The organism is Shewanella sediminis HAW-EB3, assembly GCF_000018025.1.
Lineage (GTDB): Bacteria > Pseudomonadota > Gammaproteobacteria > Enterobacterales > Shewanellaceae > Shewanella > Shewanella sediminis.
Window position 1 is genome coordinate 152502 of the sequence record NC_009831.1, and the last position, 23201, is coordinate 175702.

Below are 23201 nucleotides of genomic sequence, written 5' to 3' on the forward strand. Positions count from 1 at the left end.
TAAGACGTACTAGCATATTTCAATAAATATGTTCATTTGCTGTTAGTCATCCTGGGGGGGCTTGGATTCATGGCGGATTCGGTGGAATCTAAAGCACTTGTTAAATTTCCAGTGTCTAAATTGACAGTTGGTATGTTTGTTACCGCAATTGATAGACAAGGCTTGGTAAAAATTTCCAACGCCGGGCAGATCCGTCATCGCGATGCGATTGCTAAATTGGTTAAGAATGGGATTAAGCATGTGTGGGTCGATGCTGAGCGATCTGCGGAACATTGTGGATTAAAACGTGCACCATCACCTAAACCCGTTGGTAAGAAGCCCCAACAATCTCGGGAAAAATCACAAAAACAAGCCAAAAAACTGATTGTCGAGGCTAAAGATCTCGTTAAAAAAGTCCTATCAGAAACCTTCGAGGGAAAGGCGATAGAGGTTGCACCTTTTGGAGCCCTTGCAGACAATATGATTGAGTCTGCCTTGCTCGATGCGGATGCCTTGAAATGTGTATCGGCATTGAGAACGAAAGATGCCTATCTTCTTGAACACTCTATCAATGTTGCTTTTTTGCTGGTTACCTTCGGAAAATACCTCAAGTTAGAAAAAGATACGCTGAGGCAGATGGCGATTGGCGGCATGCTACATGATATTGGCAAAATTAAAGTTGACGACAAGGTGCTAAATAAGCCGGGAAGACTCACACCCGAAGAGTTTGAGCATATCAAGCTGCATCAGGTTTTTGCCATCGATATCATGAAAGAGACAAAAGGCCTTTCGAGCATCAGTAAAGATGTTTGTCTGATGCATCATGAGAAGCTGGATGGTAATGGTTATCCGAAGGGGTTGAAGGGAGATGAGTTGCCGCTTCATGGGCGCATGAGTTGTATTGTCGATATCTTCGATGCCCTTACCGCAACCCGTTGTTACAAAGAGGCCATGAGTCCGGCCGCTGCCTTTAAAGTACTTCTGAGTCTGACGCCATCTCATCTGGATCGAGCCTTGGTTTATGAGTTTATTCGTTGTGTTGGAGTCTACCCGGTAGGCTCATTAGTTGAGTTATCCGATGGCCGGATTGGTATCGTTTGGCAAGCGAGTAACCGAGACGCCCTGCATCCGATACTCAAATGTTTCTACTCAATAAAGCATAAGCGTTACACCGAAGTCGCTATGGTCGATCTGCTTAAATCGGATCTGCATATTGAGCGTGGTGTCTCACCAAGTAGCTTGGATGTCGATCCATCTCCCTTCTATTGATTCTATAACCCATTGGCATGTTTTACTGCTTGAGCAAATGATACCCACCTCATGACATTTTGTTACTTTTGATATATAACCGGATGACCCTATTTGGGGCTGGATTGATATAATTACTTTCTATATTTTTGAAGAGTAATTTTCCTGTGCATAGAGTACTCCCCATTATTGTTATTTTTATCTCACTGGCGTTATTAGTCCCGGGCGTAACTCAGCCTATTTTGAGTCTCAGCGGAACAATAGACAAATCTGAATTGACCTTGGCTGGGGTGGACCATCTGGCAAACAGCTTTAGTGATGACTCTGCAGGCAGTGGAAGTGCCAGAGGGATGATTTCGATGATAACGGGCATGCTGGGACTCAATGAGATCGAAGGCGAAGTCGAAGTTTTTCAGAAGACGCGGAGTATTTTGGGGACCATAGAAGAGCTATTCCAATCGGGTAATGCCCCGGTTTCTGCTCTGGTGATGCTGTTTAGTATTGTTATTCCGGCGCTGAAATTAAGTGTGATGTTGTTTCTGCAATTTTCTGTTCCGGAAAAAGTTGAGCGACATTTAAATCGATTTATCGCCTTAATCAGCAAGTGGTCGATGGCCGATGTTTTTGTCGTGGCGCTTATGGTGAGTTTTATGGCCGGAAATGCATCGGCTGGCATGGGAGAGTTATTGAGAACAACCGCGAAATTTGAGGTTGGCTTCTACTATTTTACAGCCTATTGCATCTTCTCTATCTTGAGTACCTATCTGGTAACACGGCGTCGGCGTGCAAACACTACGGGCGTAGAGAGGGAAGCTGTGCTTACTTCACCTCAATAGCTGTCGTATCTAGTTTCCAGCCGTATAAGGCTAGCGACAGGCGCTGGAGATCACGTCTGTGATCTCTTTCTCTATCTGGGGTAGCAGATCTTCTATCGAGTCGAGTCGTTCGGTGATGCTCACTCTGGCCTGTTGATTATCAGGCTCTTTAGCGATGGCTTCGATAGTTTCACAGTGATCGCCTATTGAGAGTAAGCCGATCGTTTTAGCGGACGATTTGAGTTTATGGGCTAATTCTCCGATAGCGCTAATATTAAAATTGCGCTCCTTAACCATAGACTTCATCTGTGGCAGGATGATCTCCATAAAATCTGACAATGCGGCGATATAGTCTTCCCTGTCATCGGCAAAGACTAAGCTAATGACACCTTGGTCTAAGTAGCGTCTTTCAGTGTCAGTCTGTTCTTTATCTGCATCATTGCTGTTTTTGAAAGATGAGGATAGCCATTTTTTTAGCATCTTGTTGAGTTTGACCAGTTCTACAGGTTTAGAGAGGTAATCATCCATTCCTGCTGCGATGCACTTCTCAGATTCGCCCACCAGGGCATTGGCTGTGATCGCGATAATCGGCACCTTGATGCCACTCTTCTTTTGCATACTTCGGAGGACTCTGGTCAGCTCGTAACCATCTCTTCTGGGCATATGACAATCGGTTAATACCATAGCGAATTTGTAGGTCGGGTAAAGCTCCTCAGCATGAACTCCATCGTCAGCCACGATACAGGAGTAACCGAGTTTGCTCAGCTGGCGCTTAATCACCTCTTGATTAGTCTGATTGTCTTCGGCGACGAGGATTAAGCGTCCCGCTTTCTCGGCATCGGTAATCGACAGAGGAGTATGTGATAGAGTATCGGCTTCATGAGCGGAGGAGTCTAACGGACTCTCTCTACCCAGGGCAACATGTAGACCATAGAAGAGAGTGCTTATCTTTAGAGGTGATGCGGCAATCGAGAAGGTATTATCATCAATTATTCCATCCCCCCTGGATGTTGGTTTTAGTACGAGAAAGCGTATGTTCTTACGCTCTGCATCGGTAAGGTTCTGCTCCACTTGTTGCCGGGATTGTTCTAGCTGATCGGTGGCTATGACGACTTGTGCCCAAGTTTCTACATTATCTCTGAGGTGATCAGAGGTGTTCATATAAGGCATAGAGACAAGGTTGACCTCTCTTGAACTTAGGTACTCCTTAACTCTTACCGATAGCGGTTCGGAATGAATATCATCGATGACTATAACTTTTGGATAATCATGAGTTAATGGTGATGGCCGCTCTATATATGGAAACGATAGGTTTACCTTGAAAATAGAGCCTTTACCCACAGTGCTGGAGACATCAATTTTACCCCCCATCAAGTTAACCAGGTTCTGGCAAATGGCGAGCCCCAGTCCCGTACCGCCGAATTGCCTTGTTGTAGATGATTCGGCCTGAGTGAATGGCTGGAAAAGTCTCTCCAGTTGTTTGGCTTCAATGCCTATGCCGTTATCTTGGATCTCAATAGTTAAGAAGACGAGTTGATTGCTCAATTCCTTTTTTTTGAGAGTAATACGAACCTCTCCTCTGCTATCCTGAACGGCTGAAAACTTAACCGCATTTCCAACTAAGTTAAATAACACCTGTCTAATTCGCACCGGATCACCCTGGATATGATGAGGAATATTGGGGTCTGTATAGAGTTCCAGAGTTACCCTTTTTTCATCGGCGTTGGGCGTTATTGTGTCGATGACACTTTCGAGTAGTTCGCTAATGGAAAAGTTGAGACTTTCAAGTTCTAATTTCCCAGCCTCTATCTTAGAGAAGTCCAGAATATCGTTAATAATGTTGAGCAGTGAAAAAGAGGAGTCGCGAATGGTATTGGTCATGCTGCGCTGATCTCGGTTCAGACTCGATGTGAGCAGCAGATCTATCATTCCTATGATGCCGTTCATCGGAGTTCTGATCTCATGTGACATGGTGGCAAGAAAGCTAGCTTTTGCCTTGGATGCCGCCTCTGCATTATCTTTTGCCATGACGAGCTCTTGTTCTGCGGCATTGCGGGCAATCATATTAGTTTTAAACACTTCCACCGCCTGGGCCATATTACCGACTTCATCTTGTCGATCCCGATAGACGACATCGACTTCGGTATCGCCATCGGCAAGCTGTTTCATCGTGCTACTGAGTTTAGTGATGGGACGGGTGATGATCCGGTAGGAGAAATAGATAATACTGATACAAAGAGACAGCACCAGAAATAGTGAGACGATAAGAACATATTGATTTGAGATGGTCATTTGCCTCAACCCCAATAGCTCCAGATTGGTATTTCTCTCAGCATCTATGGATACATCATCTAATAAACGCTCTAATCGGGCGAAGGTCTGATGTTCCAGCTCATCGATAGCCGTTATTGCTTCGAGCTTATTCGATGAGTTATAGCGTTGAAACACTTCAAAGCCGCCATCTCTAAGCACTTTATACAGGGCTTCTACCTCGGCCAAGAGGGCGATCTCTTCGGGTTTTTGCTCGAGGGGTTGTAGTTTAGTCAAATACTCCTCAAAATCTTGAGCGTTCTCAATGAAAGCGTTTTTGGCTTCATATATGCCTGAAATATACTCAGTTAAATTCGCCGTCATATCTCCGGCTTCATCGACTAATTCTAAGTAGTAGCGCACGCCGGGTAGATCATCATGGATCACCTCATTGAGATCGGGTTGTGATCCGACATCTTTAATTTCACTCTCCTTGAGTGAATCTAATAGCACTTCCAGTTTATGGCCGGTAACGTTAGTAAGTCCATCGACTCTTTGCTTTGCCCAAGCTTCGTTATTTGGGTTATAACGGTTAAACACGTTAGCTCTCGCGGAGGTGTGAAAGTCGTTAAACAACTCTTCGATCTCATCTATACGGCGGTCATGTGCTTTAAGGGCACTTTTTAAGGTGGCAAGATATTGTAAAAACGTTATTTGGTTCTGGTCGAAATCATCTCTCTCATCAACTTCTCCCAATACGTACTCCAGGATGTTGGAATTCATATCTCCTATTTCGTCTAGCATATTAATTGCTGCGATAGCTTTGGGGATCTCGTGTGTACTGACCTCAGTCGTATCCTCTTTCACTCGTGTATTCATGATGAAATTTGATGCCGATAGCATGAGCACGAGAAGACTGATCCCAGCCATAGAGAGGATAACTTTACTGCCGATAGATGTGAGAGAAAGCCATTGAGTTAAAAGCCGAAAGGGCATAATAAAAAACCGATTTTTCAATTTATACACTTTAGTGTAGAACAGAGGGGTTATTTTGGAGAAAATGGACTCTATTAAGAGCTATTCGAAGTATCAGTTTTTGATGATGCCTTCTGCCGGTTTAGGCTGCTGAATAGCTTTGATATACGGCTTTTCTATGGGTATGATTTTAGTCAAATCCAGATCGATGTTTTTCTATCAAGCTCCCGTTTTATTGGGTATCTCTTCTTAGTTCACATTTCTATTCGTTTGCGGTAAACAGAATGAATTTTCTTAAGCTCGGATGGACTAATAAATTATATGTGTACCATTAATATGAGTAAGTTATGAAACGTCGTGATTTTTTAGCTGCAGGCACTCTGGCCATGGCTACCGCTATGGTATCTCCGCAACTTTTTGCTGCAACTGAAGATAAACCTTTGCAGATTCTAGCCTTAGTATTCGATGACTATGAAACTCTGGATCTACATGGCCCGGTAGAGATGTTAGGGCATATGAAAAATGTCCAGATTAAGCTTGTTGGGGATAAGAGTATTATCAGAAGTTATCAAGGGCCAAAAGTGGTGACCGATATCTCGATGGATAGCGTGACTCCTTGTGATCTTTTCATCGTTCCCGGAGGCTTAGGTACCCGTAAGCTCGTCGAAGATGAAGAGCTGATGGCTTGGCTCAGAAAACAGGTCAGTGTATCGGGTAAGGTGTTCTCTATCTGTACGGGGTCCGCACTGTTGGCTAAAGCGGGTATCTTAGATGGTGTTAATGCCACAACAAATAAGATGGCCTATCAGTGGGTGACGGGATTGGCCGGGCAAGTTAATTGGCAACCGAGCGCTCGTTGGGTTGACGATGGTAAGTTCCTGACATCATCCGGTGTATCGGCAGGGACTGATGCTGCACTCTTTTATGTCAGCCAGCTAAGGGGGGAAGTTGAAGCGAGAAGAATCGAGAGGCTTACCGAGTATCATTGGAATCATGATGCGAAAAATGACCCCTACGCCGTCTCTTAGTTGATCTAGCTATTTGTTATTAAAAACGAATATTTTGGATCCCTTCTCTATTCGATAAATAATGACCACTTCTTTGGATTTATCTCTGACTATATTGAGGAGGCAAAATGAAGCAGTGGTTAATTATCTTATGTTGTACCGTTTTTGTTGCCGCCTCTCTACTCACCAGCGGACTGACTCGCGCGCTTATCGACCTCGCAGCCTTTGCCTGTTTGCTTTGGATTGTCCTGGGAATGAAATCTGAGGGACTCACGTAGTGCGACTGATGTTTAAAACAAGGGGCAAAGCCCTTTATGCTGCACTGGATGCTTTCGATATACGACTGCATGGATGCAGAAGGTAGAGTAACGCAGGAGCTTGTTGCCGAGAATAACTATTAGCTTCAATCATCCTACTTGCCTACAGAGCTTTGAATTCTCGCTGAATGGTCAGGTACTTAATGCAATTGGTATAATACCTATCTCTTTAAATACTCTCACGATAAGCAAAACGGTTGAAGCTTAAGAGTTATGAATGCCTGACATGCTAAAACAGTTTTAGCATGTCAGAAGAGAGGCTCCCCGTGCTAATCATTTTAGAGATAGAGAATGTAGAGTAACGAACTCGTTCCGATCGATAACCATAAAAGAACCCCTAAAAGCAGAGGCTTAGGGCCTGCCGCCCGCATTTTTCTCACAGTGATCCCCGCGCCTATCAGGAACAGGCAAAGCACCAGAACGCGCTTTGATAATTCAAACAGTACTTCATAGACAGCCTGTCCTTGAGGGAAGTAGTGAGCGATGGCAATTGCCAGACAATAGAAACCGATGAAATAAGGGATGGTGATCCGTTTCTTGTCACCACCAAATGCCATGGCACTGAGTAGGGCTATCGGAATGATCCATAATGCACGAGCCAATTTAATCGTTGTTGCCGTAGTCAATGCCTCTTCACCGTAAGCCGACGCTGCTCCCACCACCGAAGAGGTGTCATGAATCGCGATAGCGCTCCAGACGCCAAAGTCATATTGGCTCATGGAAAAGAGATGACCCAGGGCAGGAAACAGAAAGAGTGCCACCGAGTTTAAAATAAATACGGTGGCGAGTGCGATGGCCGACTGTTCGCTCTTGGCGTTGATTGCTGGTGCGACGGCGGCGATAGCACTTCCCCCACAGATAGCCGTACCTGCAGAGATCAGGTGTCCTGTTTTGGTGTCGAACTTGAGTGCTTTTGTCAGTATAAAACCTAAGAGCAAGGTGAAGATGATAGAGCCGAGGATCAGAGGTAGGTTCTGCATACTCGCCGATATGGCGGTTTGTAGCTGAATACCGAATCCCAGGCCGATAATTGAGTAAGAGAGGAGACGTTTAGTGCTCTTGCCCAGATCGATCTCATCGGGGATCAGGCCCAAGCTGGCTAAAGTGAAACCCAATACCAAGGCTATGGGTGATGAAATCACGGGAAGTAAACATAGGACAGCAATTAAGAAAAAGGGAAGGTGACGCTTTACTGTCTGAAAAGATATGGTGCCGAGTTTCATCGAAAATTATTGCTAATGAGTTAGCCGGTGATTATAGCCAGAGCAATGTTTTCAATAAATTCAATTTATTTTAGTTTCAGGTTAAAAAAAATTGACTCTTGTGAGTGTGAGTATCACTCAGTATTCAGCCCTCTAAGCCTGAACGCGAGCCAGGCTTAGAGGAGATATGAGGCATTACCTCATGGTAACAAACTCTTCGGCGCCCGTCGGATGGATAGCGACAACGGAATCGAATTGTTTCTTGGTGGCGCCCATCTTCATTGCGACACCGAAGCCCTGGAGGATCTCATCCATGCCAAAGCCTATACCGTGTATACCCACCACTTTCTCATCGGGACCGGCACAGACTAACTTCATCTTACATGCTTGACGATGCGCCGTGACCGCGGTGTACATAGAGGTGAAGCCCGAGTTGTAGCACTTAACCTGATCTGTACCATATTGGGCTATGGCTTCCGGCTCAGAAAGTCCCATGGTTCCTATGGCCGGGTGACTGAAGACCACGGTAGGAATAAGGGTGTAATCCATCTTCGCATCTGTCATGCCGTTGAACAGACGTTCGGAGAGTAGGCGACCCGCTTTAACGGCAACAGGGGTAAGTTCTACGCCTCCTTCGATAATATCTCCCACACAATAGATGCCAGGATTTGTGGTGTTCTGTTGTTCATCGACAACCACGTAACCTTTGTCATTCAACTTAACTTGGGTGTTTTCCAGGCCGATATTGCCTGTAGAGGGTTTGCGGCCTATCGCCCAGATAAGGGTATCAACTTCGAAACTCTCACCGTTTTCAAGCTTAAGGGTAAGGCTACCATCGCTATTTTTGATGACCGACTCGGGTGTGCTGTGAGTATGCAGCGTTGGACCATCGGTGGCCATAGATTCCATCAGTGCTTCACTCAGCATTGGATCGAAACTACGCAGCGGGGCATGTTTACGAACGAATAGATGGGTCTCACTACCCAGAGAGTGCAGTACCCCGGCGAGCTCGACGGCAATATAGCCCGCACCGATAACAGCCACACGTTTAGGTTGCGCGCGCAACTCGAAGAAACCATCGGAGTCGATGCCATGCTCGGCACCGGGGATATTGGGAATGCTTGGTGAGCCACCCGTTGCGATCAAGATATGATCGGCGGTGTACTCTTGTCCATCGACCTCTATGGTGCGCTCGTTAACGAAACGACCATAACCACGCACTAAGGTGACTTTATTGTTTTCAAGACCACGGTCGTATGAGCCATGGATCCTCTCAATATAGGCATCGCGACTCGCAACTAAGGTGTTCCAGTCAAACTTGTTGACCGTGACATCGAAACCATAATCTTTAGCGTATAAGTGCAAGGCTTCGGCAACCTGAGCGCCGTACCACATAACCTTCTTTGGCACACAGCCAACATTGACACAAGTGCCACCAAGCGCCTTAGCTTCGATGAGCAGTACCTTAGCACCACGCATGGCTGCGCGGTTTGCCGATGCAATACCACCACTACCTGCGCCAAGACAGATATAGTCAAAATGTTGGGCCATCTATTATCTCCAAAGAGTATGTTCAAAAATTGCTATGAAAAGCATTGTAGGGGGAAACCATGTCTCAGTACAGATATACCCAAGCTACTTCAAAATGCTGAATCCTACATTTCGAGGTCGTTTGGGTATAATAACCTTAAGTGGCATTAACTTGTTTCAATCTCATTCTTATCTGCTCTTAGCGGCGGTATTGGCACCTGTCATAATCTTTTTGCTCCGGCCCTTCGGCGCCACACTTCATACATTTCCACTCCTTGTTCCGGACTGCTAACTCTTTTTTATGATAACTGTTAGCCGAACGATTGCCGACAGATGTGAGGCTCTCTTCTAATTTGTTCATTCTACTGTTTAACCAGCGGCAACTTGGATCGTTGGCAATCTGTGCTCTGCTGGTGAGTTGTTGTTTGCGGCTGAGTTTTTTCGAACGAGCCTTTTTCTTGCTAGTCCTTTTGTTGGGAACCGGATTTACGCCAGGGTTATGATGGGGTTTTGTGATGGTAGGCGAGTGAAATTCCAGAGCGCTTTGGTTTCGGGAGGGGAGGGAGATGGGGTTTCCTTCACTATCCAGCACTACGCCTAAAGGCAGGGGCTCTTTGGTGTCGGCTCGGCTATAGGAAACGGTACTTACTGAGATGATAATGGAGAAGCTGGCGACAGTCGCAAGTTTAATGAACCAAGTATATTGAGTTAAGAGTGACATTCCCTGTTCCTCTTGAAAGTGTAACGATTAAAAGCTATTTGCCAAAGACACTCCCTGTCTTTGGTTTAGGTAAATTTAGTCGAGGATCTCTGTTTTTACAAAGTGCTCAGGATTTTACTTTAGAAATTCCAGGTTAAATGAACACCAGCATAAGTCTGATCTAAGCTGCCTTCGATACCGTCGGCCTTTGCTTCAGCTTTGATGTCTTCCTGAGCTATGGTGTGACTGACATGACCGGATAAAACGATTTGATCATTTACCAGGTACTCGGCCTCTAACCCAAATTGGAAATGGTTAGGTCCATCATGATCTTCGGTTGCATATTGAAAATCGAATGCCTGAGTGACATAGGGCGTCACGGTGAAGTTTTCGAGTAACTCCCAGCTGCTGTGTAGGCTGGCCTCGACAAAATAGCCACCCGCTTCTGTCGCATAGGTATAGGCAATCGATGGCGTCAGCCATTTGATACCGCTATAGGTCAGGGAGCTGAAGAACTCATTATCATTGGCACGTTCATCACCGTAAAACTCCAGTCTTTGGTACCCGACTGTTGCTTCAAGAGTATCAGATAGGGCTATGGCGTACTCAAGACCGAAGTTCCACTCGGTATAGTCCTGGTCATCGGCGCGGCCAAGGGTGGCATAGACATTTAAGTTACCATGCTGTACGGCTGCTGTGCCCCAGAATATCCCGCCTTTATCCAGATTATTTCGCCCTTCCGAGACATATTTTGAATCCCAACCCAGATCGAGCAGATAGTTAGTATCTACCGCTTCATTTGCCGGAAGTATATTCCTGCTATGTGAGTCATCTATGTTTGCACTTGTGTCTGCGTAGACCGTCGATGCAGTAATTAACAGGCTGGTCAGTAGTGAAAACTTAAATTTATTGTTCATATATGGCTCTTTTTCAGGCGAATTGTGATGACGTTGATGAATTAATTAGTGATAGTAATACTAATGTCAAGAATGTAAATGATAACACTTCCCATTTGAGAAGTAATTCTCAATAGCTGGAATGTAAATGATTCGTAAGTGGTTTTATTGTTCTAGATCAATTTCTTCTAAGGTATGCACTGATAGGTGGGCAGAGATGGAATGACTTGCTGCAGATAGTTCTTGAATATTGCTCAATCAGCCCATATCTAATCTGTAGACCATTATCTAGAGCATAGATTATTTCTATGCTGAGGAATCAATATGAGCAACCCTTTGCTTACCAGCGCAGTGTTACCCCCTTTTTCCAAGATCAAACCTGAACATATTCAAGACGCCGTTGAGCAGGGTATTGCCAATTGCCGTAGTCAGATAGAGAAGGTGCTGGCCCAGCCTCAGCCTTTCACATGGAATAACCTCATCGCTCCTCTCGAGGAGGTCGATGATGAACTGAGCAAGATCTGGTCTCCCATCTCTCACATGAACTCAGTCGTAAGCAGTGAAGAGTGGCGCCAGGCCCACGATGCCTGCCTGCCCCTACTCTCTGAGTACGGCACTTTCGTGGGACAGCATCAACCTCTCTACCAAGCCTATAAGTCGATAAAGGCTTCAGATGAATTTGAACAGCTGACTCAAGCGCAGAAAATGGTGATCGAACATAGCTTACGTGACTTCGAACTTTCCGGTATCGGACTCAATGATGCCGACAAGCTGAGGTATGGCGAACTTGTCAAGCGTATGTCAGAGTTGACCAGTGGCTTCTCGAATCAGCTCCTCGATGCGACGCAGGCGTGGACCAAGTTGATCACCGATGAAGATGAGCTGGCAGGGTTGCCGGAGTCTGCTATTGCAGCGGCTAAAGCCATGGCGGCAGCCAAGGAGCAAGAGGGCTGGTTATTTACCTTAGACTTCCCTTCTTATCTGCCGGTGATGACCTATAGCGAAAATCGTAACTTGAGAGAGGAGTGCTATCGCGCGTTTGTGACGCGGGCATCCGATCAGGGACCATTTGCCGGCAAATATGATAACGGCCCCTTGATGGATGAGATTGTGGCATTGCGTCATGAGCTGGCATTACTATTAGGGTTTGATAGCTACGCCCACAAATCACTGGCGACCAAGATGGCACAGACGCCGCAGCAGGTGTTGGAGTTTCTTAATGAACTGGCTTCTCGCTCTAAAGATCAGGGGAAAACCGAACTTGCCGAGTTGACCGAGTTTGCCGGGAAGGAGTTTGGTGCAACCGATCTTTCTCCTTGGGATCTTAGTTTCTACGCCGAAAAGTTAAAGCATCATAGATATGAGATATCTCAAGAACTGCTTCGCCCTTACTTTCCGGAAGATAAGGTTTTATCAGGGCTTTTCTATACGGTTAATCGCCTGTTTGGCCTGAAGATCACCGAACAGAAAGAGTTCGACTCATGGCATAAAGATGTACGCTTCTTCAGTATCGAAGATAGCGAAGGCGAGCACAGAGGTAGTTTCTATTTTGATCTGTACGCCCGTGAAGGCAAGCGCGGCGGTGCCTGGATGGATGATTGTCGCGTACGCAGACAGACCATCTCTGGTATGCAAAATCCGGTGGCTTATCTAACCTGTAACTTTAATGCGCCTGTCGATGGTAAACCCGCCCTGTTTACCCATGATGAGGTGACAACCTTATTCCATGAGTTTGGTCATGGCATCCACCATATGCTGACCAAAATCGATGTCGCCGGGGTATCCGGGATTAACGGTGTACCTTGGGATGCCGTCGAGCTGCCGAGTCAATTTATGGAAAACTGGTGCTTCGAAGAGGAAGCGTTGGCAGAGATCTCCGGTCACTTTGAAACCGGTGAGCCCTTGCCGAAGGTTATGCTCGATAAGATGCTGGCGGCGAAGAATTTTCAATCCGGCATGGGAATGTTACGCCAGTTGGAGTTTTCACTCTTCGATTTCAGAATGCACTTAGAATATAGCCCTGAAAAAGGTGCAAATATTCAGGCAAAGCTGGATGAAGTGCGAAGCCAGGTGGCTGTGATCACGGCGGCTGACTTTAACCGTTTCCAGCACAGTTTCGCTCATATCTTTGCTGGTGGATATGCTGCCGGTTATTACAGTTATAAATGGGCTGAAGTCTTGTCTGCAGATGCATTTTCTCGTTTCGAGGAGGAGGGCATATTTAACAGCGAGACAGGTCTTAGCTTCCTGAACAACATTTTAGAGATGGGAGGAAGTGAGGAGCCGATGGAGCTGTTTAAGCGTTTCCGTGGTCGTGAGCCTCGTATCGATGCACTACTTCGTCACTCAGGCATTAATGGCTGAGAATAAATGATTAGTTTCAGATGATTAGTCTCTGTAGATATTACTACTTCGGTAAATAGTCTGCGGGTTAGCTTGCCATGCTGACCTAGTAAAAATTATGCCAATTGGTTCTGCCAATTGGCATTTTTGTACCGTCTTCGCTTAATTCATTATTTGCAGGACATATCGTTTTTCCGCTCGAGTCTCTATGACACTTCCATCCTCCTGAATCGACTCCGACCAAGAATCCAGGCCACCAATAGTTACCTTCTCTTCAGGCTCTGCTTTGACTTGGGTGACTATCTGGTTGCTGGCTATCAGTTCATCCCCGGTCAGGTGATCGATTCTCTTAGATATGACTTTAGCATCTATATGGAACAGGTTATCGCCTAAATTTTGAATGCGAATATCATATTTAGCGCTCTTAAATCTCAACTCATCTTCGAGAAAATTTCCGGAAACTTTTATCTCAACAAGCCTATCCGAATCGTCAACCGTTATCGATGTCGGACGGGAAGTAGCGCATGCGGTCAGCGTCGATAATGAGATGAATAATACAAAAATTGAAAATATAGATTTCACAAAAAATACCTGATTTAAATAAAGATAAAATTGTTGGTAACCTTGCGGAAGTCGTTTTTCTGAATCTAGTCCAGCTCTATCGGCTTCTATGCTTATTCCCGGGGCTCTGCTTATTTTGCGGATTCTACTAAGACAGCCCTGATTAGATCAAGTCACAGTTTGTCATGATATGTATATGAAACGGAATGCTATCAATAAAGCCCAAGTTGCAGTGGATAAGAGTAGGGATTCGAGGATAATCCCCTTATTTGAGTGAAACTTGTTATCTGGTATGACCTCTGTTAGCCTTTCGCGTTCATTCTTAGGGACTAACGTTAATGAACCTCTATTTCAGACTGTTTTGGCTATTCATCTGGCGAGTTCGCCACTGTAACTCTATCGATTTTCTTGGTACCAGCCGTATTAGTTATCGTGCACTGCCTCTGGACTGTGATATTAACTGCCATGTAACTAATTCTCGTTATCCGGCACTTATGGACTTGGCTCGTACATATATGTTGGCCGAGATGGGACTCCTTAAGCGTTTCATTAAGCTGAAGTGGTTGCCTATCGTCAATGCGGCAGAGTTTACCTATATTCGGGATATCAAGCCCCTTACTAAGTTTGAGATCGAATCCAAGCTGGTTGGCTGGGATGACAAGTACTTCTATATTGAACAGCGCTTTGTCAGTGACAATATCCTGCATTGTATCGTACACGTGCGAGGCGTCTTTGTTTGTAAGGGTAAGCAGGTGCCGATAGATACTATGGTGAAAGAGGTTAACTTCGAGGGGCCCAGACCCGAGTTGCCACCGGAAGTGGTTAAATGGAAAGCCTTTCTGCAACTAAAGAAAGAGCGCAATATTTAGAAGGTTCGAGGTTCGAGGTATTAAGACCTAGGTCCTGGGATCTAGGATCTTCTCCTAAGGAATGGGTCTACGGCCAGATAGTACGTCACCCGCGGCCAACTCAACCTCCTCTTTGACCTGTAGATATGACCCTCTGAGCTGAGCCTGATGCCAGTATCGATTCAGATTGTCATATTGAAAGAGTTTAAAATAGTCCTGAGCACAATGCAGACAGGGAAACAGGGCACAATCAGCCAAAGTTAAGCCGTCTGAGCATAACCAGTGATTTTTCTCTAACTTTTTGTCCAGATAACCAAGAAACTGACTGATATCATTCTCAAGTTGCTTAATCATTATATGGTTTTGATCGCCATCCTCTAGTTTTTGATGTTCCAGTTCGAAGAGTACATTACTGAAATCATTGTCGATTAAGCGATCTTGTAATCTAGTATCGAGTGCAATCCTTCTATCGATAGGAAAGAGTCGTGTCCCGGTAGAAAACTCACTATCGATAAATTCGATAATTATGCTGGACTCAGGAATCAGCTCACCACTCTTACTCTTAAGCAGGGGGAGCTTTCCCGGTGGATAGAAATCACAAAACTCTCGTCTGGATAGTGGATCCGATAACTCAATAACCCGTGGATAAAAATTGGCTTGTTTTTCATAGAGCGCAATCAGTACTTTCTGTGAATAACGGGAAAGTGGGTGGTAAAACAGTTCCATCAGCAACTTCTCTCGACAGGTGTAATGAAAAGTTAGAGTTAGATAACTTTAGTCTGGGTATACCCTCAATTATAGTCGTTAATCAGGTAAACCCGTTCGTTCTTACTGCCAGAACCCTTTATGCCGCCTGAATTCAAAGTGTATCCGGCGGCATAAGATATGTTGGGTGCGGGTTACCTTTGGTTGTCAGGGATCAGACGTTTTTCTATGAAGTTGAGGAATGCCCTGACTCTCGGTGGCGTAACATCGTCAAACGGATGAACTGCATATATCACTCCTTCTCTGAGGTGATAGTCGGGAAGGATATGAACGAATTTACCACTCTCTATCTGAGCCTGTACTAAATAGCTGGGGAGTATCGCTATTCCTAATCCCTGCTTAGCAAGTTTGACGATGCCATGGTTGCTGTTACAACTGATAAATGGATTGATCTTAATCTTGAACTTGTCTCCGAAGCTGTTTTGCAGCAGACAACTCTTAGGAAGGTAGTTAGATGACTGCATAATCCATTGGTGTTTTGCCAGCATGTCCGGATGGAGCGGTGAACCATGTTGTTCAACATATTCCGGACTCGCAATCAGGTATTCATCGAACTGACCGAGTCTGATAGAGGTGAACTCTGTAGCCTGCTCTGTCTGTATCGCGATATCGATGTTATTTTCCAGCAGGTTAAGCCTTCTATCTTCGAGTCGTAGCGTGATTCGAATCTTGGGATAGCGTTTATTAAAATCGCCAATGTGTTGAATGAGATTTTGTTCCCCAAGACAAACGGGGGCTGAAATTTTAATGCTGCCCTGTAGCTCTCTATCCTGAGGTTTTGTTGAATTTTCGGCTTGTTTGGCAAGTTGCAGCAGTTCGGCGCAGTAGTGATAAAAGCTTTGACCGTCTTCAGTTAATGCCATTTTTCGTGTCGTACGGTGTATTAGTTGTGTTGCACACCTTAGCTCAAGCTTTTTCAGGTGTTGACTGACCATAGAACGGCTGATGCCCAATTCGTTGGCTGCCGCGGTGAGCGAACCTTGTTCGACAACATTGGCAAAGACAAGCATTCGATAGAGTTGAGCCGCGTCCATAAGCATAATCCACGCTTGTTGATGTTGATTGATTAATATCGGTTACCAAAAAGGATTGATTGCTGCTGATTGTGTAATATAAATAGGTGTGCATTAAATCTAGGTGTGAAGGTGGGCTTTGTCCAGTAAATAGCCTGAATGACATTTAGCCAGAGGATTGCTTTATCTTACTGGTTTCATACTATGTAACTCTCTACTTCGTTTGAAAGCTAATTTAATTATGAGTCAATTAGAATCTTTTTCCTCAATTTATCAAAGAGCCAGCGATCGTAAAGGTGGAAGTTCAGAGCTGGAGAGCCTGTTGTCAGTAAGCTTATCCGCAGATGAGATTGGTCAGTATCGAGACGCCGAACTGCTGTCAGAGATGAGTAAGAAAGTCTTCCAGAGTGGTTTCGTGTGGCGCATCGTCGAGAATAAGTGGCCGGCGTATGAAGCAGCCTTCTTCAATTTTGAAGCTCATAAGATTTTGATGTTATCACCGGAGCAGTTGCATCAAAGAGCGACTGATCCTAATCTCATTCGGCATATGAAGAAGACTATGGCCATTTATGACAATGCCATGATGACACATGATATTGCTAAGGAGCGCGGCAGTCTGGCCGAATATATTGCTAATTGGCCGAGTGAGGAGATCACGGGTCTTTGGTCCGTGTTAAAGCGGCGTGGCACCCGCTTAGGCGGCAATACCGGCCCCTACTTTCTACGCGCCATAGGTAAAGACACCTTCCTGCTGACGGGTGATGTGCAAGGTTACCTGAAGGCGCATAACCTGGTCGATTTTGGTTTCAGCTCTAAGAGTGGATTAAATCAGGTCCAAGCTGTGTTTAATCAATGGCAGCAGGAGTCGGGGCGCAGTCTGGCCGATATCAGTCGGATCTTAGCCTGCAGCGTCGGAGATAACAGAATTTAGAGCCAGAAATCAGAAGCCAGGAGCTGTAAGTGCTAAGAGATGACTATTAGCCGTCATCCTGAACTGGTTTCAGGATCCAGCTTGAATGCCTGTGCGCTTTAAGCAAGACATCCTGACTGCCATACATTTATTTGAATAAAAAAAAGCGCCAGCCTGGAGTGGGCTGGCGAAAGATTGCTGAGATAGAGCAATAAATAGAGATAAACATCGATCTGTGTACTAGATGGAACAATTTTCCAAACTTAAAACTTAAAACTTAAAACTTAAAAGTTAAAAGCTCTTGTTGATGCCGATAACTACCCGGTCATCAAAAATTTCTGTCTGTGTACCGTAGACCTTGTGGGTCTCATCGACGGTACTGCCATGATATCTGAGGTCAAAGTTCAGGCCGTAAAATGCCTTGCTGACACCTAAGTTCCAGTGCCCCCATCCTTCCGCATTGTCTCCATCAAGATCTTGATAACCGACGGAACCCGATACTTTCAGTCCGTTTTTGAATGCATAGCTTGGGTGAATTGAGTAGTTAACGCCTTGCCAGCCATCGACACCAAACCAGTCGTCGATCGTGGGAGTCACTTCGAGTTGAATATTGGCCTGACCGAACTGCTTACCGACCTTCATCCAGAGTTCGGTGTAGTTAGAGTATGAGGCACCCGGATAAAGATATGAAAACACCATGACATCATAAGTGATACCGCTGTCGCCAAACTCACCGGCTTTACCGATATAAGGCGCGGTAACTATCTCAAGGTTGGGATCGGCAAATTTGATATTTGACGCAAAAACGCCGCCATACCAACCATCATCATTGCCCCAACCAAGTGTACCTTGAACTACAGGAACATCACCATCCATGGTTTCTGACTCGCCACGGAACACATAATCGGAAGCAAAGGTCAGGTTTCCACTGATTGTTCCACCGAGAACTTCACCTTCATTTTCGGCTTGTGCAAATGAAGCTGCGGAGAGTAGTAGCCCGCCTAAAAGTATCTTGTGCTGTAGTTTCATCTGGATAGTCATGGTTCTCATCTCATATTGAATTATTTGTTAACACAGTTGTTACTATAGGGTTAACTTATGAATGGCGATGGGGTATGGCGTGAATCAATAACGTCATAATATGAACAATTATGAATGAGCGGATCATCGGCTGGCTTGGGGTTAAGCTGTGAATGTATTGGGAAGTTTGAGGCTGGCTCGGCAATTGTAAGAAAACAAGCAGGCAACAAGGATGGGGTAAGGATATTGAATTTAACTTACCTTTAACATAACGCGCTGATTAATGGTAAATATTTGCATTCGTTTACAAAATTATAGCCCTGTACTCCTTGTTGAGATGGGCCAGTTATGAGATAAAGACAGGTTCAAATCTTACACAAAAATTATGCTGTCAATAAATGAAGCCGCAGAATTTCCTGCTGCTACGATTGTTATGTTTGATAGGTAGCTTTATTAGGAGTTCTCATGCGGCAAATAGTGAAAATTGCCTCTGTTTTAAGTGTGGCGTTATGGATAACAGCTTGTGGACAAAAACCTGAACAAGGGCCACAGGAACGTGGGCCTATGGAAGTAGGTGTTATAAAAGTAGAGGCGCAGCCTCAATCAATTTTGGTTGAGTTGCCTGGTCGTAGTAAAGCTTATTTGGAAGCGGAAGTTCGTCCTCAAGTCAGCGGTATCATTATGACTCGCGGCTTTGTAGAAGGGAGAGATGTTGAAAAAGGTCAATCCTTATATCAGATCGATTCATCGACATACACTGCAGCACTGATCAGTGCTAAAGCGGATCTTCAAAGCGCAAAAGCCAACTTAGTCTCCGCGAAAGCAAAAGCATTACGTTTTGAAAAATTGGTCAAGCTTAACTCTATAAGCGAGCAAGACTATGATGAAGCCGATGCCGCTTACAAAGCAGCATTAGCAAGAGTTACAGTTGCTGAAGCGGCGATCAATACTGCAAAGATTAATCTTGAGTACACCGAAGTTCGTGCACCTATTGCCGGGCGTGTGGGCAAGTCTTCAGTGACAGCCGGTGCACTAGTTACTGCAAATCAAACTCAAACATTAGCGACCATTCAGCAACTCGATCCCATTAATATCGAGATTGCGCAATCGAGTGCGCAAATGTTACGTCTGAAATCTAAGTTAAAACAGGGCCAACTCAAGGCGGCTGATAACGCGGGTGTGCAGCTCATTTTGGAAGACGGTACAACATACAAGCACGATGGTGTGTTGCAGTTCGCTGAAGTGAGTGTGAATGAGGACACGGGTTCCGTTATTTTGCGGGCTGAGTTTCCTAACCCTGATGGCGTGTTAATGCCTGGCATGTATGTGCGTGCAGTGCTCAATACCGGTACCGATCCAGAAGCGATTTTAGTACCCCAAAGAGCTATCACGCGTAATACCAAAGGTGAAGCCGTTGCCATGATTATCGATGCTGAAGGTAAGGTGGCTGCGCGAGTCGTCACGACCGCTGAAGTGATCGATCACCAGTGGCGTATTACTGATGGTTTAACTGTAGGTGATCAACTGATTGTTGAAGGTCTGCAAAAAATTCGCCCTGGCGCCGCCGTAAAAGCTGGACCGTTAGTGGCGGATAAGAAATCACAAGCACAACAACAGAAGTAGGGTAGAACTATGGCACGTTTCTTTATCGATCGCCCTATCTTCGCCTGGGTGATCGCCATTATTGTGATGCTGGCTGGGGTGTTATCTATCCTGGGTCTACCAGTGTCGCAATATCCGAGTATCGCACCGCCATCGGTTGAGATTAGGGCTGTGTATCCGGGAGCATCGGCTAAAACGATGGAAGATTCGGTAACTCAGGTTATCGAGCAGCGAATGACAGGGATTGACCACCTTCGCTACATCTCATCAACCAGTGATAGTTTCGGTAACGCGACCATCACTTTAACCTTTAATGCCGAGGCCGATCCGGATATTGCTCAGGTACAGGTGCAAAACAAGCTTCAGCTTGCAATGCCACTGCTTCCGCAAGAAGTTCAGGCTCAGGGTGTTAACGTCGCTAAGTCGAGTGCTGGCTTCCTGATGGTTGTGGGCTTCGTATCTCAGGATGGCTCACTGGATAAGAATGATATCGCTGACTATGTGGGCTCTAACGTTCAAGACCCGATGAGTCGTGTACCTGGTGTGGGGACGATTCAGTTGTTCGGTGCCCAGTATGCGATGCGTATCTGGCTCGACCCACTGAAACTGACTCAATACAACTTGACCAGTCAAGATATTATCGCTTCTATCAGGGAGCAAAATGCGCAGGTTTCTGCTGGACAACTAGGTGGGGCGCCGTCGGTTTCCGGCCAGCAGCTGAACGCAACGGTATCGGCACAGAGTCGTCTGCAGACGGCCGAACAGTTTAAGAAGATCATCATCAAGGCTGATTCGACCGGTGCCAAAGTGTTCCTCGAAGATGTTGCGCGTGTCGAGTTAGGTGCTGAGAACTATGATGTAGAGTCTTACTATAATGGTAAGCCTGCTGCGGGCATCGGTATTCAGTTGGCGACAGGTGCTAACGCACTTGCTACGGCCGAAGGGGTTCGCGCCAAGATTGCCGAATTGCAGCCATTCTTCCCGCAAGGGTTAGAGGTGGTTTATCCCTACGATACGACGCCATTTGTTGAGAAATCGATCGAAGGGGTTGTGCATACCCTGCTCGAAGCTGTGGTCTTGGTTTTCTTGATCATGTATCTGTTCCTGCAGAACTTCCGCGCAACGCTTATTCCAACGATTGCGGTGCCGGTTGTACTCTTAGGTACGTTTGCGATCTTGTCGGCTGCCGGCTTCTCGATTAATACCTTAACCATGTTTGCCATGGTACTGGCCATTGGCCTGTTGGTCGATGATGCCATCGTTGTCGTAGAGAACGTCGAGCGAGTGATGTCCGAAGAGGGACTCAGTCCCATCGAGGCCACAAAGAAATCGATGGATCAGATCACCGGGGCTCTTGTGGGTATCGGCCTGACGCTTTCAGCGGTATTCGTCCCTATGGCATTTATGTCGGGGTCGACAGGTGTGATCTACAGGCAGTTTTCGATAACGATTGTGTCGGCGATGGCGCTATCTGTGATGGTTGCGATCATCCTGACTCCAGCCTTGTGTGCCACCATGCTCAAGCCCATTGCTAAGGGGCACCACGCGGTAGATACCGGCTTCTTCGGTTGGTTTAACCGTAAGTTTGATGCATTGACCTCACGTTATGAGGCAAGTGTTGCTGCCATGATCAAGCGTGCAGGTCGCACCATGATGGTTTATCTGGCTATTACGGTCGCAGTGGGTTGGATCTTCATGCGTATGCCAACTGCCTTCCTGCCCGATGAAGATCAGGGGATCTTGTTTACTCAGGCTATCTTGCCGGTGAACTCGACTCAGGAAGAGACGAAGAAAGTCCTGTCAGATGTGTCGGACTTCTACCTGGAACAGGAAGGCGATAACGTTAAATCAGTATTTAGCGTATCGGGCTTTAGTTTCGCCGGTAACGGTCAAAACATGGGTATTGCCTTCGTAGGCTTGAAAGATTGGTCCGAGCGAACCGATCCAGGCCAAGATGTACAATCGGTCGCTGGGCGTGCCATGGGCATGTTTATGCAGATGAAAGAAGCCTTCGTGTTTGCCTTTGTACCGCCGGCGGTTATCGAACTGGGCACCGCTAACGGTTTTGATTTCTATCTGCAGGACAGGAACGGCCAAGGACACGATAAACTGGTCGAAGCACGAAATATGTTGTTAGGCATGGCTGCACAAAACCCTAACCTTGTGGGCGTACGTCCAAATGGTCAGGAAGATGCGCCCATGTATCAGATCCATATCGATCACGGCAAACTCAGAGCCTTGAGTGTCGATATCGATGCGGTGAACAGCGTGCTGGGTACGGCTTGGGGCGGTAATTACGTCAACGACTTTATCGACCGTGGTCGAGTGAAGAAGGTCTACGTCCAAGGAGAGGCGGATTACCGCATGCAGCCTGAAGATATCGACTCCTGGTATGTTCGAAACACTAAGGGAGATATGGTGCCATTCTCTGCCTTTGCTACAGGCTCGTGGGAATATGGTTCACCGCGTCTGGAGCGTTTCAACGGACTACCCGCGATGAATATCCAAGGTGGCGTAGCGCCAGGTTTCAGTACCGGTGAAGCGATGAACATCATCGAAGATATGGTTAAGCAGTTGCCACCTGGATTTGGTGTCGAGTGGAACGGTCTCTCATATGAGGAGCGTCTATCCGGTAATCAGGCGCCAATGCTATATGCACTGTCTATTGTGGTGGTATTCCTGGTACTGGCAGCGCTGTATGAGAGTTGGTCTGTACCATTCTCGGTTATTTTAGTTGTGCCGTTGGGTATTATCGGTGCGTTGATTGCGATGAATGGTCGTGGTCTACCTAACGACGTATTCTTCCAGGTAGGTCTATTGACTACGGTAGGTCTCGCGACGAAGAACGCCATCTTGATTGTAGAGTTCGCCAAAGAATACTACGAGAAAGGTGCGGGATTGGTTGAAGCAACGCTGCACGCAGTCCGCGTTCGTTTGCGTCCAATCTTGATGACATCGCTTGCATTTGGTCTTGGTGTTGTACCGCTAGCGATTAGTAGCGGTGTAGGTTCAGGAAGTCAAAATGCTATCGGTACTGCGGTATTGGGCGGCATGATGAGCTCGACCTTTATGGGGATCTTCTTTATCCCAATCTTCTTCGTGATTGTTGAACGTATCTTCAGCAAACGTGAGAAGAAAGGGGCAAAGCTCGAGACTAAGGCGGAAACACCAGCAGCAGAATAGCACTCGCGTGTTTTCTTAAATTTTCAAAGCCCGGCGA

At 46.0% G+C, this 23201-nt stretch carries 18 protein-coding genes; 9 read left to right on the forward strand and 9 right to left on the reverse strand.

What is annotated here, in order from left to right:
- The first annotated feature begins 69 nt into the window (after positions 1–69).
- Positions 70–1248 carry a cyclic di-GMP phosphodiesterase gene (locus SSED_RS00715; RefSeq protein ID WP_012004276.1) on the forward strand — a complete coding sequence of 393 codons (1179 nt, stop codon included), beginning with the start codon at positions 70–72 and terminating at the stop codon, positions 1246–1248.
- A 146-nt stretch (positions 1249–1394) separates the two neighbouring features.
- Positions 1395–2063 (forward strand): paraquat-inducible protein A, encoded by a 669-nt coding sequence (locus SSED_RS00720; protein ID WP_012004277.1) that lies wholly within the window; start codon positions 1395–1397, stop codon positions 2061–2063.
- A 30-nt stretch (positions 2064–2093) separates the two neighbouring features.
- On the opposite strand, the gene SSED_RS00725 is transcribed toward SSED_RS00720, so the two are convergent.
- Positions 2094–5288, reverse strand: a complete 3195-nt coding sequence (locus SSED_RS00725; protein ID WP_012004278.1) for an ATP-binding protein — start codon at positions 5286–5288, stop codon at positions 2094–2096.
- 326 nt (positions 5289–5614) lie between these two features.
- On the opposite strand from SSED_RS00725, the gene SSED_RS00730 reads away from it, so the two are divergent.
- Together SSED_RS00730 and SSED_RS24745 are read left to right on the forward strand one after the other, a co-directional pair.
- Positions 5615–6295 (forward strand): DJ-1/PfpI family protein, encoded by a 681-nt coding sequence (locus SSED_RS00730; protein WP_012004279.1) that lies wholly within the window; start codon positions 5615–5617, stop codon positions 6293–6295.
- A gap of 107 nt (positions 6296–6402) precedes the next feature.
- Positions 6403–6552, forward strand: coding sequence for a hypothetical protein (locus SSED_RS24745; RefSeq protein WP_190273180.1), 150 nt, complete (start codon positions 6403–6405; stop codon positions 6550–6552).
- 317 nt (positions 6553–6869) lie between these two features.
- Here SSED_RS24745 and SSED_RS00735 read toward each other — a convergent pair whose 3' ends face one another.
- From SSED_RS00735 to SSED_RS00750, 4 genes are all read right to left on the reverse strand, one after another.
- Positions 6870–7814: a YeiH family protein gene (locus SSED_RS00735; RefSeq protein ID WP_012004280.1), complete on the reverse strand. Its 945-nt coding sequence runs from the start codon at positions 7812–7814 to the stop codon at positions 6870–6872.
- 174 nt (positions 7815–7988) lie between these two features.
- The gene (gorA, locus tag SSED_RS00740) at positions 7989–9344 is read right to left on the reverse strand and encodes a glutathione-disulfide reductase (protein WP_012004281.1); all 1356 of its coding nucleotides are present in this window, start codon (positions 9342–9344) and stop codon (positions 7989–7991) included.
- Positions 9345–9522: 178 nt separating this feature from the next.
- Positions 9523–10044, reverse strand: a complete 522-nt coding sequence (locus SSED_RS00745; RefSeq protein WP_012004282.1) for a hypothetical protein — start codon at positions 10042–10044, stop codon at positions 9523–9525.
- A 119-nt stretch (positions 10045–10163) separates the two neighbouring features.
- Positions 10164–10940: a hypothetical protein gene (locus SSED_RS00750; protein WP_012004283.1), complete on the reverse strand. Its 777-nt coding sequence runs from the start codon at positions 10938–10940 to the stop codon at positions 10164–10166.
- 303 nt (positions 10941–11243) lie between these two features.
- On the opposite strand from SSED_RS00750, the gene prlC reads away from it, so the two are divergent.
- Positions 11244–13283, forward strand: coding sequence for an oligopeptidase A (gene prlC, locus SSED_RS00755; protein ID WP_012004284.1), 2040 nt, complete (start codon positions 11244–11246; stop codon positions 13281–13283).
- Positions 13284–13424: 141 nt separating this feature from the next.
- Here the strand turns inward: prlC and SSED_RS00760 are convergent, their stop codons facing one another.
- Entirely contained in the window at positions 13425–13844 is a 420-nt protein-coding gene (locus SSED_RS00760) for a hypothetical protein (protein ID WP_012004285.1), read from the reverse strand.
- A 317-nt stretch (positions 13845–14161) separates the two neighbouring features.
- On the opposite strand from SSED_RS00760, the gene SSED_RS00765 reads away from it, so the two are divergent.
- On the forward strand, positions 14162–14692 hold the full coding sequence (locus SSED_RS00765) for a thioesterase family protein (protein WP_012004286.1): 531 nt from the start codon (positions 14162–14164) through the stop codon (positions 14690–14692).
- 54 nt (positions 14693–14746) lie between these two features.
- Here the strand turns inward: SSED_RS00765 and SSED_RS00770 are convergent, their stop codons facing one another.
- Positions 14747–15397: a glutathione S-transferase family protein gene (locus tag SSED_RS00770; RefSeq protein ID WP_012004287.1), complete on the reverse strand. Its 651-nt coding sequence runs from the start codon at positions 15395–15397 to the stop codon at positions 14747–14749.
- 173 nt (positions 15398–15570) lie between these two features.
- Positions 15571–16470: a LysR family transcriptional regulator gene (locus tag SSED_RS00775; protein ID WP_041421897.1), complete on the reverse strand. Its 900-nt coding sequence runs from the start codon at positions 16468–16470 to the stop codon at positions 15571–15573.
- Positions 16471–16690: 220 nt separating this feature from the next.
- On the opposite strand from SSED_RS00775, the gene SSED_RS00780 reads away from it, so the two are divergent.
- A complete protein-coding gene (locus SSED_RS00780) occupies positions 16691–17380 on the forward strand; it encodes a DNA-3-methyladenine glycosylase I (protein ID WP_012004289.1) in 690 nt (229 codons plus the stop codon).
- Positions 17381–17650: 270 nt separating this feature from the next.
- Here SSED_RS00780 and SSED_RS00785 read toward each other — a convergent pair whose 3' ends face one another.
- Positions 17651–18388: a TorF family putative porin gene (locus SSED_RS00785; protein ID WP_041421898.1), complete on the reverse strand. Its 738-nt coding sequence runs from the start codon at positions 18386–18388 to the stop codon at positions 17651–17653.
- A gap of 456 nt (positions 18389–18844) precedes the next feature.
- Here SSED_RS00785 and SSED_RS00790 point away from each other — a divergent pair, with 456 nt between their 5' ends.
- On the forward strand, positions 18845–20002 hold the full coding sequence (locus SSED_RS00790; protein ID WP_012004291.1) for an efflux RND transporter periplasmic adaptor subunit: 1158 nt from the start codon (positions 18845–18847) through the stop codon (positions 20000–20002).
- Positions 20003–20011: 9 nt separating this feature from the next.
- On the forward strand, positions 20012–23164 hold the full coding sequence (locus tag SSED_RS00795; protein WP_012004292.1) for an efflux RND transporter permease subunit: 3153 nt from the start codon (positions 20012–20014) through the stop codon (positions 23162–23164).
- The last annotated feature ends 37 nt before the right edge of the window (positions 23165–23201 follow it).

What these genes read in the sequence shown, in the direction of transcription:
- SSED_RS00765 (WP_012004286.1), top strand. Translation starts at nt 14,162, where the DNA reads ATGAACCTCTATTTCAGACTGTTTTGGCTATTCATCTGGCGAGTTCGC.
- SSED_RS00735 (WP_012004280.1), bottom strand. Translation starts at nt 7,814, where the DNA reads ATGAAACTCGGCACCATATCTTTTCAGACAGTAAAGCGTCACCTTCCC.
- SSED_RS00790 (WP_012004291.1), top strand. Translation starts at nt 18,845, where the DNA reads ATGCGGCAAATAGTGAAAATTGCCTCTGTTTTAAGTGTGGCGTTATGG.
- SSED_RS00795 (WP_012004292.1), top strand. Translation starts at nt 20,012, where the DNA reads ATGGCACGTTTCTTTATCGATCGCCCTATCTTCGCCTGGGTGATCGCC.
- gorA (WP_012004281.1), bottom strand. Translation starts at nt 9,344, where the DNA reads ATGGCCCAACATTTTGACTATATCTGTCTTGGCGCAGGTAGTGGTGGT.
- prlC (WP_012004284.1), top strand. Translation starts at nt 11,244, where the DNA reads ATGAGCAACCCTTTGCTTACCAGCGCAGTGTTACCCCCTTTTTCCAAG.
- SSED_RS00775 (WP_041421897.1), bottom strand. Translation starts at nt 16,470, where the DNA reads ATGGACGCGGCTCAACTCTATCGAATGCTTGTCTTTGCCAATGTTGTC.
- SSED_RS00750 (WP_012004283.1), bottom strand. Translation starts at nt 10,940, where the DNA reads ATGAACAATAAATTTAAGTTTTCACTACTGACCAGCCTGTTAATTACT.
- SSED_RS00770 (WP_012004287.1), bottom strand. Translation starts at nt 15,397, where the DNA reads ATGGAACTGTTTTACCACCCACTTTCCCGTTATTCACAGAAAGTACTG.
- SSED_RS00785 (WP_041421898.1), bottom strand. Translation starts at nt 18,388, where the DNA reads ATGAAACTACAGCACAAGATACTTTTAGGCGGGCTACTACTCTCCGCA.
- SSED_RS24745 (WP_190273180.1), top strand. Translation starts at nt 6,403, where the DNA reads ATGAAGCAGTGGTTAATTATCTTATGTTGTACCGTTTTTGTTGCCGCC.
- SSED_RS00745 (WP_012004282.1), bottom strand. Translation starts at nt 10,044, where the DNA reads ATGTCACTCTTAACTCAATATACTTGGTTCATTAAACTTGCGACTGTC.
- SSED_RS00780 (WP_012004289.1), top strand. Translation starts at nt 16,691, where the DNA reads ATGAGTCAATTAGAATCTTTTTCCTCAATTTATCAAAGAGCCAGCGAT.
- SSED_RS00730 (WP_012004279.1), top strand. Translation starts at nt 5,615, where the DNA reads ATGAAACGTCGTGATTTTTTAGCTGCAGGCACTCTGGCCATGGCTACC.
- SSED_RS00715 (WP_012004276.1), top strand. Translation starts at nt 70, where the DNA reads ATGGCGGATTCGGTGGAATCTAAAGCACTTGTTAAATTTCCAGTGTCT.
- SSED_RS00725 (WP_012004278.1), bottom strand. Translation starts at nt 5,288, where the DNA reads ATGCCCTTTCGGCTTTTAACTCAATGGCTTTCTCTCACATCTATCGGC.